The sequence below is a fragment of the Phaeodactylibacter sp. genome, assembly GCF_022763345.1.
GTDB lineage: Bacteria > Bacteroidota > Bacteroidia > Chitinophagales > Saprospiraceae > Phaeodactylibacter.
Window position 1 is genome coordinate 111,235 of the sequence record NZ_JALEGS010000021.1, and the last position, 16,845, is coordinate 128,079.

Sequence of the window (16,845 nt, forward strand, 5' to 3'; positions counted from 1 at the left end):
AATCGCATTAAAACTTAGATTGTAGCACCCGCATCAAGTACTTTTGATCCCAAGCGGCCTTCATCCTTCGGTTTTGGACGCCAACCTTCGACTTAGAGTCTTTCTTAATAAGCCCTAGAGCGATCCGCCGAATTATGGCGAAGTTTTGATCGGCATTTCCTTTGCGTACTCTAGAGTGGTCTTCCCTAAAGGCTACGTCCAATGTCCAGTGCAGCTGGTTCTCAACAGCCCAGTGGGCCCTAATGGCCTGGTTGATGTCAGCAGCAGAGCATTCACTGAGTTTTAAGCTGCTCAAGAAGTAGCGCTCCTGCTTTTCGATTCGCCCATCCCGTAAGTACCGCACGGACTGGACTAATGTGATGGAGCTTAATTCGGGCCATTGATTCAAGTCCTCTGACAATATCCAGTCAAAGTCATCAGCTAGCAAGTCCACCGCATAACAAACACGAGACTCTATGCGGCCATGCCCCTTGTCCCATGTGTCATCCCGTTGTGTGAACCGGGTATCTAACAAGTGCTTAAATGTAGCTTGGACTTCATCATATAGCTCTCCATGATTTTGCTTTAAGCTCAGCAGGTAGTCTGCCTTTTTATCTACGATCTTTTGGGCAATATGCTTCTGCGTGCCCATCGCATCAATAGTCACGATGCAACCAGACAAATCAAGCAAGTCAAGCAGTTCAGGGATAGCCGTTATCTCATTGGACTTCTCATTTACCTTGGCCTGCCCCAGGCATAGCCCGTTTTGGCTAGCCCAGGCATTGACCATATAGATTGCAGCTTTGCCGTCTTGGCGGTCATGTGAGCCCCGCAGGCATTTACCGTCAATTGCCACTACCTCACCGTCAGCTAAATCACAAATGGCTTGTATCCAACTACTGAAGCACTTTTCTAATGACTTCGGGCATAGTGCCTTATACAAGCGCCCTAAGGTATCATGAGAAGGTATCCCATTGGCTAGATTGAGAAATTGCCGCAAAAAATCAATCCGGGCCTTGCCAAAGGTCTCAATCCCGACCCAATCATCTGCACCGCATATCACCGCCACAATCGTCAAACCAATAATATCCAGTAAATCATGTTCTCTACGACGCTCTATCCTTGGGTCCTCTAAGGAGGAAAAGTGCGTAGTTAAGGCTTCCCAGCGAGTAGTTTTGCTTGACATAGCTTTTTCACCACAAGATCACACCTTCTATCCAATTATTTTAATGCGATTGCCCTGGGATTGAGGTTATTCGCCATTTTGAGCATGGCGAAGGTACAGTTACTGTTTGATCACTTGCTGGCTGAAGGTCGACTCCGCGTCTGTGACCTGAAGTAGATAGCTACCTGCCTGTAGTTGCTTCAAATTCATTTGGTATTGTTGCCACCCTGCCGTGGTTGCGGTTTGGATGCCCCGAAGCAGTAGCTGCCCATCAAGGCTGAATAACCGGTATTCAACCGGGCCGGCCTTTGCAGTATGGTGCCCAATATTCAGCACATCCCGGACCGGGTTGGGCGCAACTTGCGGCTGCTTGCCAGACAGGGTAGCTTTTTCCAGTCCATTGATGACCAGCACATCGTCCTTCTGATAGCGTGGTGCCTGTCCGCTTTCAAACAACGGGCGGTAAAAGTCAGCCGATTGCTGCCCACCTCTCCACAACTGCAGGTAATAAGGCTGCCCGGCTTTCAGGGCTTCCTGCTGATGGGGCGTCGCTTCATCGTCTCCCCACACCGTTAGGGCAAAGTGTTCGCCTTCGTAGCGGCTGCGGCCAAACACATTACCTTCTGCATCCGTCACCACGACTTCATCACCGGGCATCAGCCAACGATTGGCTACAGGTGCCGGGAGAATAAGGGTCGCGCTGTTCCCAGTGGGCCTGAGCCCGGCAGCCGCCCGTTCTTCCAGCATAGCGTCCCCTTCACCTCCCGGAACGGGTGCATACAATGCATTCAAATCCGGGCTGATTAAGGAGTTGGGGCTGTAAGCCAGCGTGTCATCAGCAGTGAGCCGGAGGTGGTAGCCGCGTCCGGGCATCATATTACCGATGTCATCAATATTGAGTGCCGGAATGTAGGTGTCACCTGTGCCGTTCTTGGCGATCAGGAGATTGGAACCGATACTGGCCATTTCACCAGCAATGGGTGATGGGCTGTCTCTGAGATAGGCTACGATCTGCCACCCGGAGCTAAGCGGTATAGAGGTTTGAGGGTCCATTTGCTCACCGGTGAGAGTCAGTACCCTGGTGTTCCCCATTTTGACCTGATAGCCCTCAAGCATATTCCAGTTGCCAATGTCATTGATGTTGAAGGTTGGGATGTAGGAATTGCCCACGCCATCTTTAACAATAATAACATCTGTGGCTACCGGGCTGAAGATCTGGTCGATGGCCAGGTTTTCTGGCATCACATAGCTGGATATGGTATTCCAACCCACATCTAAGGTGATATCCAGCGAAATGTCAAGCGTTACGGTCAGGCTTTCCAGTGCACTGATGCCATCACTGGAGTAGCTGTCGGTATGGGTGATGAGGATATCCGTTGGGGCATAGGTCGCGAGGGCCTCATAGGCAAGGCCCTCCGAAGTGCGCCAGACCATAACGGTAAAGGTTTCACCCGGTGCAAATCCGTCCTTTTCCTGGGTTTGAGAATCATCGCCGTAAACCGTAATAACCGTATTGCTTTGTGGATTCCATTGTCCGAACCCGGCACAGCGCATGGTGTCGGTATCGGTGTAGAAGAAGCCGATCCAGTCGTCCGTGCTCAATGGCTGCCCATCAATACTGCTAAACAGGTCATCGGGCACAATTACACTATGGTTGTCCCCCGTCACCGTAACGGTCCAGGGTGCGCCGGTAGTAGGGATGAAGATGCTGTCGAGCTTGCTCAGACCATCCAGCGCGAAGCGGTTGGTGTGCGAAATGATATTATCAATCGGTGCAAACGCGCCCTGAGCATCCAGGGTGTCCTGTGTCAGTGATTGCAGTACGCGGATCTGGAAAAATTCTCCCTCGTCAAAGCCGTCTTTCAAAGGAGTCTGGGCGTCATCGCCGTACACGGTTACCGCTGTGTTATTGTTAGGGTCCCATTGCCCGGCACCGGCACAGCGAGGGGTGCCATTATCGTCGTAGAAGAAGCCAATCCAGTCGGTGGGGCTGAGTATGCTGCCGCCCAGGTCGCTGAAAAGGGTATCCGGCAATACTACAGTATGCGTGATACCGGTGGGCGTGACCGGCCATGGTGCAACATTTGATTGCGGATTCTGATTGATCGTAGCTGTAGTTGAGGTGCCTCCGCCTGAGATCAGGATATTGGCAATACGCAGGGAGCCGCTGTTGTTGGCTTCATAACAAACCGTGACCGTGCCATTTCCTGTACCATTTGCGGGTGTAACAGAAGTAATCCATGCTGTCTGGGAATTGGCTGTCCAGGAGGTATTGCTGCTGATGCTGAAGTTCACGCAGTTGGCAGGATGCTCGGTGGTAATACTGGAAGGCGTTACCGTTAGAGTAGCTGCTGTGCCTGCTGCCTGTGTGATGGTTGCCATTTGGGGAGGCAAGCCTTGCGTGCTCACAATAACCATGACAGAACGTGGGGCGCCCGTAGTATTTTCAGTAAAAGAAACGATCAGGGTCTGATTACCACTTCCTGAAGTTGCAGAAAGTGTTGCCCATGACTGATTGGTATTTGCCGTCCAGCTTACATTGGAGCTTACGGAAACCGTTGTTTGTCCTGCCGGAGCGCTCACTTGCTGATTGGCCGGGCTAATGGTCAGGACCGGCCCGGTGGCAGCAGCGTTTTGCAGAATGGTGGCGGTTTGGTTGGGCTGCCCCGGGCTGCTTAGCGTCAGGGTAGCTGTACGCTGAGTAGCCGTCATATTCTCATCGTAGGAAATCGTAATCGTCGCATTCCCAGACCCTGTTGTCTGAGAAAGCGTTGCCCAGCTTTGGCTGGAACTCAGTGTCCAGCTCACATTGGACGAGACCTCAACGGTGGTTTGTCCTGCCGGTGCTGTCACTACCTGCGATGCAGGGGTAATGGCAATATTGGCAGGAGCACCTGCCTGAGTAACGGCTACGATTTGGTCGGCCACGCCATCTCCGCTTACGAGGACATTCACGGTACGGCTGCTGGTGCTTAGGTTGGGTGTAGCGTTCAACGTAATGATACCATCGCCAATACCGCTCAACGGGCTGGCATCTAGCCATGGTGCGTTCTCTGCCACCTGCCAGTTGGTATTGGAGGAGATGCTAAAGCCTGCTGTGCCCCCGGTATGGGGTATGCTGAGACTGCCCGGTGTGATGGTCAGGAAGTCGGGATTGTTTATGGTCAGCTGATAATCTTCTACTTCACGGATGCCTCCCGTAGCGCAGGGTGCGCTGTATCCTCCTGTGCTCACAGCCACCCGCATCCGGGTACTGCCTGAAGCCAGGTTGTCAGGAATAGATAGCTGCCCGCTTAGAGATCCCTGGCTGCCACTTGTGCCCTGATAAAGCTGTTCGCCCGCATCATCAAAGTCGTCGTCTTGGTTCAAATCGACCCATACCCGCCAGTAAACCAGTGTACTTGAAGATAGCCCCTGGGCCTGTAGGAACAGGGGATAGTTAATCCCTGGCTGAACGCTGGTACTCAGGTTGGTGTAATGGCCATATCCATGGTCGTTGCCGGAAATATTATTGATGGCGCCTACATTTACACGGTCTATCCATACATTTCGGCTGTTGCCGTAAGAATAGCAATACGCGTCATCACACCCAATGGTGGAAAATGCGGAAGTAGCAGAAAAGTCGCTAAAGTTGCTGCCGCAGTCCGATCTAACCTCCACCTGGTAGTCTGAACAAGGGATAAGATTGTAGATGTAATCCGTCGTATCGCTTAGCCAGGAAGTCGTGGACCAGGTAAAGCTGCCCACGGTCCGGTACCTGATTTGATAAGCGGTGGCACCGGGAGAAGGCGGCCATGCAATTTGAGCAGAAGCATAGCCAATGTTGCTGACGGATGGAGCTGATGGCGCGCTGCAAAAACCGGGTTGTATGTTCAGGCTGTAGTCTTCTACATCGGTGAACCCACCGGTAGAGCAAGGCTCAGGGAAGTTATTGCGGTCCATGCTAATACGCAGCCGGGTATTTCCAATCATACTTCCGGCCGGGATGGTGATCGCTCCGGATACGAGGGAACTGCTGTTGGTTGCTGCGGAAAGCAACAGCTCGCCAGCGTCTTCAAAATCGCTGTCCTGGTTAAGGTCTGCCCAAACCCGCCAGTAAACAGGCGCTACGAACTCATCATCAGAATTCATAATCAGGGTATAGGACTGGCCTTGTACCACATTAGCACTCATGTTGGTGAAGTTGGAGTATCCATTTCCGTTGCCGGAATTATTGGACAAGTTGCTTAGCGCTACACTGGTGATCCATGCGCTCCAACTGTTGCCGTAAGAATAGCAATAGGCATCGGAGCAACCCGTTGTGCCAATGCTATAAGGATTACTCCAGATGCTTGGTATGCCATTGCAAACAGACTGCACCTGCCACTCCAGCGTATTACAGGGAGATAGGTTCTCCATGGTGTGCTCGCTTTGCGTCAGGCCCTGCTCAACCGTCCATGGGGCAGTTGGGACGGTACGATACCTTACATTATAACCCTGTGCACCGGGCACAGCGTCCCAATCCTGAGTTATATGAGAGTAATCCGCTGAAACCGTCTCTACATTTGAAGGTGGACTGCAAGGAGTTGTATAGGAAAAGGCAAACCCAAAATTATCAGTGGACCATCGGTCGTCCCACTCAAAGTAATAGCGGGTGCCGGCCGTTACATTCAGGATGACCTCACTGGCGAGATTCGGCCCGCTCTGGCTGATAGCGCAGTCGTCATCACTGTTGTCAATTGGGGTGAGGTTGCCGCAGGAGCCGGTGTAAACCCAAAGCCGGGTATTCACATCATTCAGGCAGCTGCTGATGGAGATGCTTCCGTTGGCCGGGGCATCGTAATAGTACCAGTCTGCATGCTGCGCGCCCCCGGAACAGTTTACACAACCGTTCCCCTCATCGGGCCCGTCAGGAAAATAGTTGCCATTGGTGGTGATAGGCTGGGCATCCGCACAGGTAGAACCTACGCTGGGTGCTGTACCGCAGGAAAGGTAGCCTCTGGCGTTGGTGTTGTAAAAGCTGGCCCGCGCATACTGGCCGGCAGAGAAGGTGTTTCGACAGCTGTGAGGAGCATAAGACATGATATTGGATACGTCCGGGTTGTAGGAGTCGCCGTTGGCATCTGTGAAGGTTCCGGTATACACACAGTTAGACACCACATATCCGGTACATCCAATGCCCAGTAAGCCAGGGTCGGCAGGCGTATCGCAGATGTCATCGCCAGCGTTGCTGCAGTTGGAGCCATTTACAAGCTCATCGGTCAGCCCTCCGCAGTTGGTCTTGCCGTGCGTATGGTAAAGCCCGAAGTAATGCCCCACCTCATGCGCAAAGGTGTTCCCTCCGGATGAAAAGCAGCTTTTAGCTACGGTAATCAGGTCGCGCCCGCCACCGGGAAGGTAAGCGTATCCGCAAAGGCCACCCCCTGAACTTGTCGTGAGGCTGCCACCTGGAATGATAATGTTGAGGACATCCTCTACGCCATAAGTATTCCAGAAGCTGGTCTCTTCTGAAATGCTAAAGTTGAAGTAGGTGTCGCTGTTGATGAAATTGATGGGCGCACACTGGAAAAATTCCATGCTCGCATTAATAAAAAAGTCATTGACTTCAGTCAGCCCGGCATTGAACTCGGCTTCAGTTACACCGCCAGTGCCATCATTCCGGCGTATAATGTGCACCTGAACGGGGACCATATCCACCGTGCTGTAACTACCGGGAGAAAATGCGGCTGCAAAGTTCTCGTAGTCCTGCTGTAGACTGTCCATCAATTGAATAGAGGCTGGGTTGGCTATTGCACCGCAGGGGGAAATCGTAGGGGTGTTTTGTGCCAGAAGTGGGGGGAGCGCCAAAAAAAATAGTCCTAGAAACTGTACCAAACACTTCATAAATATTCGGGTTTTAAAAAACTTTAAGAACCCAAACAGATATAAAACCCCGCGCCCTCTACAGTTTACTGTGACAGATTAAGTAGCAAAAGGCAGCGCGTCAGGCACAGGCCTGACACTCTGTTTTTGGGCATATCTGTTTGATGTTATCAATTAATTAATGTCAACCTCTTCACGAGATTGATATATAGCGTGTTCTTTGTTGCCTTAGTGTTGTGGGGAAGTGTTGTACGTTGTACGATCTTGGTAAGATAGACATAGTGCTCTCAGCAGGGGGGAGTAAATATAAGGTAATTTCTAATATTTCTATGCTTAATACGTCAGGGATTTTATTGGGTTTCAAAATCCATGTTAATTTTCTTCTGATTTTTTGAAACTGTCGCTCCTCATTCACATTTATGTTTAAATATGAAAACAAAGATCTGTAATACCTGTAATCGGGAGGAAACAACGTTATACAGAGTACAGCTTCAAAAGAAGGGGCCCTGGGTTTTCGTCTGTAAAAGCTGTTGTAAGCAACACCAGCAACGACCGGGGTACCGGTATGGTGGGACCTGGAAGGGCTACCGGCATTAGTTTGCCGAAAGTTCGTTATTTTGAGCCCTTCAAACAATGAATTAGTATGAACCGAATCCTTGCTTTTTTCCTGCTCCTGGCTTTGGGCACAGGCTGTAGCCAAAGCCCTTCCACTGACCAATTAGCCGATACCCTCATTATCAATGGCAATATTTACACCGTAGATACTTTGTTACCCGGCGCTGAGGCGGTTGCCCTTAAGGAAGGTCGAATCATAGAGGTCGGTAGTACTGCTGATGTGATGGTACTCCGGACCGATAGCACCGATGTGATTGACCTGCAGGGACACTTCATGATGCCTGGATTTATTGAGGGGCATGGGCATTTTTCAGGTCTTGGCTACAGCCTTATCAACCTCAACTTCCTCAAGACCAGCAGTTGGGAGGAGATCGTGCAGATGGTAGCTGAAGCAGCTGAACAGGCCGAGCCCGGAGAATGGATCGTGGGCCGTGGGTGGCATCAGGAAAAGTGGACGGAGACACCAAGCCCATCGGTTTTAGGCTACCCTTACCACGATGCGCTGAGCGCCGTATCAGCCGATAATCCGGTCATGTTGCGGCATGCAAGCGGGCATTCCCTGTTTGCTAACGCGAAGGCCATGGAACTCGCTGGCGTTTCTGCCGAAACACCCGATCCTTCAGGAGGAGAGGTGGTACGGGATTCCCGCGGCAAGGCGATTGGCGTTTTCGAAGAGCGTGCCATGAGCCTCATCAATGCGGCATACGATGACTACCGCGCCGGTCTTTCTGAGGAAGCCAAAACGAAAGAGTGGTACAGGGCTATTGAATTGGCGGAAGAAGAGTGCCTGAAAAAAGGCGTTACCTCATTCCAGGATGCTGGTTCCAAATACTTCGAACTCGAGCGCTATGAGCAAATGGCAGAAGCCGGCGAGCTGGATTTGCGCCTGTGGGCCATGGTCCGCCACAGCTACGATGAGATGAAAGACAACCTGGATGGCTATCCCAAAATTGACGTCGGCAACCACTATTTCACTTGCCGGGCCATTAAGTCTGAAGTGGACGGTGCCCTAGGTGCCTTCGGTGCATGGCTGTTGCGGGCTTACAACGATAAGAAAGGCTTCACCGGGCAAAACACCACGCCAATCCCGGAGGTGAAAAATATCGCTCAGCTGGCTATGGACAACGATATGCAAATGTGCGTGCACGCTATCGGTGACCGTGCTAACCGGGTAGTCCTTAATATTTATGAGGAACAGCTCAGCGCAAATCCGGAAAAGGAAAACCTCCGCTGGCGCATCGAGCACGCCCAGCATCTCGATACAGCAGACATCCCACGGTTTCGCGAAATGGGCATCATCGCCTCTATGCAGGGCATCCATTGTACCTCCGATGCACCCTTTGTGGAAAAGCGACTGGGCAGAGAGCGCTCCCGGCTTGGTGCCTACCCCTGGCGCAGCCTGCTGGATGAGGGCGTCATTATCGCCAATGGTACAGACGCCCCGGTGGAGGATGTGGACCCGCTGCTGAGCTTTTACGCTTCCGTTACCCGAAAACGGGCAGATAATGGTTTCGAATTCTTTCCGGAGCAACGGATGACCCGGGCGGAAGCCATCCATTCCTACACCCTGGGCAATGCTTATGCCGGCTTTGAGGAGGACTTTAAAGGCTCCGTTACTAAAGGGAAAGCGGCCGACTTCGTGGTGCTTTCACATGACCTGGTCAATTGTACGGACGAAGAAATCCTAGAGTCCAAAGTGCTGATGACGATGGTGGACGGGGAGGTCAGGTATCAGGCGGAGGAGTTTAATCAATAAGTGTGTCAGTCTTTTATTGGCTGGAATAGGGCAGACCTGGATCTAATCTTGTTGAGGATTTCAGTACTGGATCCTCTATCCTGTAAATCTAAACGGGGTGCTTTTTTCCGGCGGTCAGCAATCATCAAAACCTGATTTTCAAACAGCTTTAAGTCCAGGGTAGTGCACTGTTCCTTGTTGTCCACTGCACAAATATGGGTTTGTGCCAGACTGGGGTCGAATTCCAATAACCGAAAATCATCCGGGGCCAGCTCAAAACTGAGGCTATCGTCAATGGTCACCTCAATGGTTTGATTGGAGTTGTTGAGGTCAGAGGCGTAAATCAATACCCGGGATACAGGCTGACGAAGGACTTCTTCAACCAAAGTGGTCGGTGCACCGCAGCCAGGCGAAATGTAGTACTCCAGCTTGCCGGGATTGATTCTCCTGATCCCCTCGTAAGTGAGGACGCCAAGTACACCGCCTACAAACATACTGAAGGCAGTGGCATACTGGTCAGGTGGTTCAGGCAGGTCTGCAACTGGCCCATACCGGCTGGGATTCAGGCGATAATAGCCGTCTTTTATGCGGGTGTAAACCTTACTGTCAAAACTGATCCCCCAAAAATCGAATCCATCATGCCCTGCAACCAGCCGATTGCTATCTGGCAGGCATAAGTCATCAGGAAATTCCCATTGTATACTTAGCTTACCCTTAATATCTTCAATTTTGTGCGCCCTGGGAAAAGTGGTAATCCGACCGTCAATATAGTCGGTGTAGGTCGCAAAAATACCTTCCGGCAATTCGCGCCCCAAAGGAATTGAGGATGGAATGGGGGCCCGCATCAGTAACGCCTGCTCAGTAACAGGAATAAGTTGTAGGTCTCCTGATCTCCATCGGTTGAGAAAACTATTAATGCAGCTTTCCAGTGCCCGCTCAATATTGCTACCATGTGTCTGAAGGTTTGTCTCCAATCGGTATGTCTCGGTATTTGTTGCAATCTGTCCTAAGGCTTGGAGGCTGCCATTGTTGTCTCGAGTATAGAAGCCGAGACGTAGCGCGCATACCGTTCGTTCTTTGTAAGTGTTATAGAGTTCATGCAGCCGGATTTCCTCCACGGTAAGCAGTAGGGCAGGGGCGTCAGGTAAATTAGAAAACCCCGGTGCTAGAAAAGAAATAATTTCCTGCTCCATCGGATTGTGAAACCGGGCAACCCGAATGTTCCGCATAAGCCCAAGCCGTACATAGCCGATACACTCCCCCATAGGCAATAAATTAATCACCCGTTCTAAGCGGAATGGGTGGGGCTGAACATCAAATGGTCTGCCCGATAGACTAATTTCTGCCATTTTATCCTGAGCAGACAAAGGCAATTGCAGAAAGATTCCGAGCGTAAATAGGAATATACCGAGGCGCATTTTTCTGGGAAGTTCGCTTTTCTATCGTTGACCTACAAGGTCTGAAATGGTTTTAACATTCATAGACTCCGCTTGCGCCTCCCGCATCATCAGGGCATAGGTATTGTTAAATCCAAGCGGACCAAGCCACTGTAGCCCGTATTGGGCCTCAAATTCCCGGCTGACATAACGGTAGACAGCATCGGGCTGAGTAATGATGCGCTCAAGGGTGTCCTGAGGCGGGTCGAGTAGTACCTGCAGCCCGGTCCCGGTATACTCCGGGTAGAGGTCGATCTCGCCGTTTCGTAGCGCATCGAAACAAATCTTGGTGCCTCCCAGCCCCGGGCGGGTGTCCACATCGTAGTCGGTGTACCCGTTAATGAGCTGACTGAAGAGCTCTACCAGGATGTACTGCTCAGTAAAAATCTTGGAACCGATAATCAGCGTTTCCCCACCTTGATTTTGGTCCGATTTCCACAGTCCTTCCGCTTTTAGGAAGTCCCGGGCGACCTGTTCAGGCGATATTTTGTCGAAATCTACCCGGTAATTCAGCACGGTCATCACCGAATCATTGATCCGGCCAGCGAGTAAATCAAGAGCTTCCGTTAGTATTTTATTTTCCTCAGCCAGCTTTTTCTGCATAATTGGAGCACAGTAATAAGGTGGAAAAGCGTGGCGGTCATCTTCTAATTGGCGAAGGTTGTAAGCTTCCACCCGGCCGTCGGTAGCGTAGCCGCTGATCACATCTACTTCACCTTCATAGACTGCTTTGTACATCAATGCATTGTTTAGGATGGTAGTCGTGAAATCCACGCCGTAAGTGTCCACTACTTTCTGATAGCCATCGGGGCGGCCCATGAATTCGGGTGGGAAACCGGCGCTCCAGCCTGGTGCATAAGCCTGCGGCCAGAAGTAGGCGGAAGAGAGCAACGGGATGATGAGCAGCAGGGGTTTGCCTGCTTTGGAAAGCTTGCGCGCGTTGGTATTTTGCAGCAAGGCCAGCAGCTGATCGAAGATTATGGCGAGCAGGGCAGCAGGCAGTGCTCCGGCGAGGATCATCGTGGCGTTGTTGAGTGCGATGCCTCCAAAGATAAACTCTCCGAGCCCGCCGGCACCGATATAGGCAGCAAGCGTAGCTACCCCAACATTGATCACCGTTGCTGTTCGGAGCCCGGCAAAAATGACCGGAAGGGCCAGGGGAAGCTCCACTTGCCGCAGCAATTGCCCCTTTGATAGCCCAATGCCCAGGGCGGCTTCCTTAACAGCGGCATCCACTTCACTAATGCCGGTATAGGTGTTGCGCAGTATCGGCAAAAGGGCATACAAAAACAAAGCAAAGATGGCGGGTTTGAGCCCAATGCCTAAAATAGGGATCAAAAAACCCAGCAAGGCAATGCTTGGAATGGTCTGTAGTATTCCTGTAAAGGCCAGAACTCCACCGGACAGCTTAGGGCGCCGCGTGATGAATATGCCGGCGGGGATCGCGATAACGGCGGCCAGCAAAAGTGAGATAAAGGTAAGCCCGATGTGCTCAAGGACCTGCTCTATCACTTTTTCCTGATTATCGCTGAAGAAGGTAATTAGTTCGCCCATGACTGAAGGTTGTTTTTAAAGGCTTCAATAAGTAAGGAAAGCGTGAAATAGCGTTGCTGCCCCTGGTAGGTGGTCGAGCCAAGCGGATGTTCGCCCCGTGCTTTGGCAAGTCGGTAGATGGCTCTCAGGAGCGGCAGGGTAGGGGGGAGCGGCAGTGCGGCACCTTGCAATGGCGGCGCTTCGGGCAGTTCGCTAAAAATATCCCGCAGTTTGGCCGACCGCAACTCGAGCTGTGCGGCCTTTTCTGCCACAAAGTCGGCCACAAACTCATTGGCGGGAGACTGCAACAGGGTTTCCGGTGGGGCGAGTTGCTGCACTTCTCCCCGGTTGAGCAAGCACACGAGGCTGCCCATTTCAAAGGCTTCTTCAATATCGTGGGTTACCATAATGGTGGTCTTGGAGCGCAACTCTTCCAGCTCCATAAAGTCGCGCCGGATTTGCTGCCGGGTGAGGGGGTCAAGCGCGCCGAAGGGCTCATCCATCAGCACGATGGGCGGGTTGGCAGCTAGTGCCCGGGCAATGCCTACCCGCTGTTGCTGCCCGCCGCTGAGCTCGTTCGGGTATTTTTGGGCAAAAGCTCCGGTATCCAGCCCCAGTTGCTCCAGCAAGGCACCGGTCCGGGATTTGATTTTACCGGCTTCCCAGCCCAGCAATCTGGGCACTACGGCTATGTTCTCTGCCACGGTGTAGTGCGGGAACAGCCCCATATCCTGAATCACATAGCCCATTTGGCGGCGTAGATGCACCACCGGCTGCTGGCTGATGTCCTGCCCGTTTACCCAAACTTTGCCGGCACTCGGTGTGATGAGGCGGTTGAGCATTTTAAGGGTGGTGGTTTTGCCGCAGCCACTTGGGCCGATGAGGGCAAGGGTTTGCCCCTCCTGCAATTCGAAGGAGACTTCTTTTACAGCAGTAAAATCACCGAAATGCCGGGTTAGGCCCTGGGTTTTAATCATGGATTCTTTGTTTTTAGGCTTAGCCTTAGTTTTGGGTATCCAGTTTGAAAGCCAACTTGAATAGCTGCTAAAATACAGGAACAGATGCAGAATGCCCATAAATTGAGCAATAGGTACGGTGTTTTATCGGTGATCAGGTCTAGTTAGCAGAAAAATACGAGGACAAAACAGGCATTTAGACTATCTTGACTTATTATACTATAAACAGAGTGTTCCTATGATGACTAGCTTCGGGGGATATTTGCGCTTCCGAATACGGCAGCTTGGGCGCATCCTGTATTCTGCAGGCTGGCCTGGAGTTGTTGCCCTGCCGCTGCTGCTGGTCTTCGCCCTGCAGGGGGTTGAAGCAATGGGCGGGGCGCCCGGGTGGAGTATCCCATTGATCGCTGTGTTGCTTTCCATAAGCTGGCACTACAGGCGTAAAGACCACCTTTTTCTAAAGCGTACTGGGTTTGCAGTGGGCTGGATCCTGGGGCTGGAATATGCTATGGTGAGTACTCTTGTGGTGCTGCCTTTACTGATTTACAGTGGAAATTGGCCGATGTTGCCGGTCGCAATTTTGGGCAGCCTTGCGTGTGGCTTCCTTCCGGTCCGGACTGTGCAGGCGTCATTTAATCCAGCGTTTATTGTAAACTGGTTGCCCGTTACACTTTTTGAATGGCGGAGCGCGCTGAGACGGTATGGCGTCCTGTTTGCCCTGCTTTGGTTGCTAAGCCTGACCGCACCCTACGGTATGGCGGTTTTGCTGATTGTCTTGTTGCTTTGGGCCAGCTTAATCCCATCGGTATTTGAATATCAGGAGCCACGGGAGGTGACGATAGCGGTCATCTTAAATGGAGGAGGCCTATGGCAGCATGGGCTTCGGCATTTTGCGCTGCAGTTGGTGGTTTTTGTGCCGGGCCTGGCTTTGCACCTGGCTTTTCATCCGCAATACTGGTACCTCGCATTAATTGGTTTAGGCTTTATTGCACTGATGCTTGCATTCTCCATCGCTTATAAATACGCCACCTGGCACCCGGGCCGGCAACGGGTCATTCAAAGCCTGCCAGTTACCCTGGCTTATTTTAGCCTGTTCTTTCCCCTCCTCCTGCCAGTGGTGGGCTTTTACCTGCTGCGGTTTGTGAAAAGAGCGCGGGATCATTTCAAAATGGCATACCATGCTTGACATCAGTAACCTGACTGCCAGTTACGGCAATACGCTCATCCTGGATGCGATTAACCTGAAAGCCGCAGCTGGTGAGATACACGGTGTTTTGGGGGGCAATGGTGCTGGGAAAACAACCTTCTTTAAAGCATTATGCCGTTTAGGTCCTTCCTTTTCGGGAGCAGTCAGTTGGGAAGGAACAACTTTATCGCCTGCCGAGATAGGTTACCTGCCCGCTGAGCCCTATTTCTATCCCTATCAGACCGGGCAGGAATACCTTGAATTGTGCAGCCATCGCAGCCCGGGCTTCCCAATCGATAAGTGGAACGGGCTTTTCCAGCTGCCACTTAAGGGCCTAACCGAGACCTACTCTACCGGGATGCGAAAGAAACTGGCATTACTGGGCATTTTAGCGGGAGGCTACCAAGTGTTGCTGCTGGATGAGCCTTTCGGTGGGCTGGACCTTGAGAGTACAGAAATTCTGTACGAGATATTGGAAGAGTTAAAGCGCAATGGGCTTTGTCTGCTGCTAAGCTCCCACATTATGGCTACCGTTAGAAAAGTATGCGACCGGGTGAGCTACCTTAGCGAAGGCCAAATCCAACAAACTTTTGACAAAGTGGATTTTCCCGCTCTGGAGCAATTCATCAAAACCAAGGTACACGACCGTACTAAAGCTGCATGGGCAGAAATACGCAAGCCTTTGTAAAACTTTTCCGGTGTTCAACTTTTATGATTAGACATTATGAATAAATCATCATGAAAGAGCAGCAGTTTATCCAGCAATTGTTCCGCGCCCATCGCGATTCCCGCAAAATCCCTTCGCCCAGCGAGGTGTGCAGCTGGCTGGATGGGTTGCTAACCGTTATGTTTCCGGAACTGGCAAACCGGCGGTACCGAAGCGAACGGGAGGTCGGCCAGCATTACCAGCAACTGAAGCTGGAGCTCTTTGCCCTGCTTGAAAAGATTGAAGACCTTTTGCCTACGGCCGCAGAGGACCTGGAAGCCGCTTTCCTGGACGAGCTGCCCCGGAATTATGAGCTGCTCCAAATGGATGCGGATGCGATCATGGCCGGAGACCCTGCAGCAGTCAGTCGTACCGAGGTTATCCGGACTTACCCGGGCTTCCGTGCCATTGCGGTATTCCGGTTGGCGAATACTTTTCATCGTTTGGGCGTACCTTTAATCCCCAGAATTCTTACTGAGCATGCGCATGGCGTTACCGGGATTGACATACACCCTGGTGCCGCCGTTGGCGAGCGGTTTTGCATTGACCACGGTACAGGAGTCGTCATCGGAGAGACGGTGGAAATCGGTAACAACGTGAAAATTTATCAAGGTGTTACACTGGGTGCATTGAGTGTCCGCAAAGAATATGCGAAAACCAAGCGCCACCCCACGATAGAAGATAATGTTGTAATTTATTCCGGCGCTACGATCTTAGGGGGGGAGACCATCATTGGCCACGACAGTGTGATTGGGGGTAATGTATGGATAACCCGGAGCGTTGCGCCGGGTTCCAGAGTCTACTATAAAAGCGTAGCCCAGCCGGAAGCCGAAGGCACGCCGGGCGGGATGTAAGGCTTACACCAAGTCCTCGTCGCGCCATTTCTTTTGAGGCTTTTTATCCAGTTCTTTGAGCTCCAGGTGGTCTTCTTCATAGTAGCCACTGTCGAGCCGGCGCATTTCCTTTTCCATTTCCCGCTGCTCCCAGTCTGCGGTTTCTCCCCGCATGCCCGGAAAGCCGAATACCTGATAATAATGGCTCATCAGGCCGACGCCCCAGCCCAGGAGTGGATAGATAAACCAAAAGTGGCCTGGTGAAGTGAAGATATTCAACAAAAACAGGAAAATATTGACGATGAGAAAAGAGCCTAAGTGCTCGTAGAATTTCTTTTTTTCTTTTACCCTTTTACGGGCTCGTTCATAACTATTGTTCTCCATTAGTCTGTTTTAGCATTTCGATATTCAAGGTAACGATATGAACGCCTCCGGTCAAGGTTATTCGACAGAATTAAGGTTTGCAACGTTCTTTGTACGAAATAAGCCGGTCGAAAAGTACGGTCTTTAGGAGCCTGAATCCCCTCTGGTTAGGCTGCCGGTCCATGCGCCAAGGGCCGCGAATATAGCGCCAAAGAGCCCGGTAACGAGTACCAGCAATGGTCCGCCAAGGCCACCAAAAAGCTCTCCTATTCGGGCGCTTAAAATACCATCATTTTGGACATTAAGGATAGCGGCATAGCCTCCCCACAGTAGTAGCCCGCCCAGGAATCCGCCAAGCAGGGCAGGGCGGGGGCGCAAACGGAAAATAAGGGCAATAAGGGCAGCCAGTACCGGTAGGCTCCACCAGGCCAGCAGCGCCTGCCCTACGGCTCCACCCACGAGAATGGCTATTGTGGCTGATAATGTTTTTTGCATAG

General features: G+C 51.7%; 11 protein-coding genes. 4 read left to right on the plus strand and 7 right to left on the minus strand.

From position 1 onward, the window contains the following. Positions 1-7: 7 nt before the first annotated feature. Positions 8-1,165, minus strand: coding sequence for an ISAs1 family transposase (locus MRY86_RS05965; protein ID WP_293566801.1), 1,158 nt, complete (start codon positions 1,163-1,165; stop codon positions 8-10). A 99-nt stretch (positions 1,166-1,264) separates the two neighbouring features. Continuing rightward, complete coding sequence (locus MRY86_RS05970; protein ID WP_293571064.1) at positions 1,265-7,006, minus strand: GEVED domain-containing protein; 5,742 nt, start codon at positions 7,004-7,006, stop codon at positions 1,265-1,267. 622 nt (positions 7,007-7,628) lie between these two features. On the opposite strand from MRY86_RS05970, the gene MRY86_RS05975 reads away from it, so the two are divergent. Next, a complete protein-coding gene (locus MRY86_RS05975) occupies positions 7,629-9,356 on the plus strand; it encodes an amidohydrolase family protein (protein WP_293566799.1) in 1,728 nt (575 codons plus the stop codon). Between the two features lie 5 nt (positions 9,357-9,361). On the opposite strand, the gene MRY86_RS05980 is transcribed toward MRY86_RS05975, so the two are convergent. The 3 genes from MRY86_RS05980 to MRY86_RS05990 are packed head-to-tail and all read right to left on the minus strand — an operon-like array spanning position 9,362 to position 13,281. Continuing rightward, positions 9,362-10,753 (minus strand): hypothetical protein, encoded by a 1,392-nt coding sequence (locus tag MRY86_RS05980; protein ID WP_293571066.1) that lies wholly within the window; start codon positions 10,751-10,753, stop codon positions 9,362-9,364. Positions 10,754-10,774: 21 nt separating this feature from the next. Then, positions 10,775-12,325 carry an ABC transporter permease/substrate-binding protein gene (locus MRY86_RS05985; RefSeq protein WP_293564627.1) on the minus strand — a complete coding sequence of 517 codons (1,551 nt, stop codon included), beginning with the start codon at positions 12,323-12,325 and terminating at the stop codon, positions 10,775-10,777. Then, complete coding sequence (locus MRY86_RS05990; RefSeq protein WP_293564629.1) at positions 12,313-13,281, minus strand: ABC transporter ATP-binding protein; 969 nt, start codon at positions 13,279-13,281, stop codon at positions 12,313-12,315. The genes MRY86_RS05985 and MRY86_RS05990 overlap by 13 nt, the downstream gene beginning before the upstream one ends. Positions 13,282-13,498: 217 nt before the next feature. On the opposite strand from MRY86_RS05990, the gene MRY86_RS05995 reads away from it, so the two are divergent. The 3 genes from MRY86_RS05995 to MRY86_RS06005 are packed head-to-tail and all read left to right on the plus strand — an operon-like array spanning position 13,499 to position 16,006. Beyond that, positions 13,499-14,446, plus strand: a complete 948-nt coding sequence (locus tag MRY86_RS05995; RefSeq protein ID WP_293564631.1) for a hypothetical protein — start codon at positions 13,499-13,501, stop codon at positions 14,444-14,446. Further along, positions 14,439-15,134 carry an ATP-binding cassette domain-containing protein gene (locus MRY86_RS06000; RefSeq protein WP_293564633.1) on the plus strand — a complete coding sequence of 232 codons (696 nt, stop codon included), beginning with the start codon at positions 14,439-14,441 and terminating at the stop codon, positions 15,132-15,134. The genes MRY86_RS05995 and MRY86_RS06000 overlap by 8 nt, the downstream gene beginning before the upstream one ends. A 50-nt stretch (positions 15,135-15,184) precedes the next feature. After that, entirely contained in the window at positions 15,185-16,006 is an 822-nt protein-coding gene (locus MRY86_RS06005; protein WP_293564635.1) for a serine O-acetyltransferase, read from the plus strand. Between the two features lie 3 nt (positions 16,007-16,009). On the opposite strand, the gene MRY86_RS06010 is transcribed toward MRY86_RS06005, so the two are convergent. Then, on the minus strand, positions 16,010-16,369 hold the full coding sequence (locus MRY86_RS06010; protein WP_293564637.1) for a 2TM domain-containing protein: 360 nt from the start codon (positions 16,367-16,369) through the stop codon (positions 16,010-16,012). A gap of 123 nt (positions 16,370-16,492) precedes the next feature. Then, on the minus strand, positions 16,493-16,843 hold the full coding sequence (locus MRY86_RS06015; RefSeq protein WP_293564639.1) for a hypothetical protein: 351 nt from the start codon (positions 16,841-16,843) through the stop codon (positions 16,493-16,495). Positions 16,844-16,845: the final 2 nt, after the last annotated feature.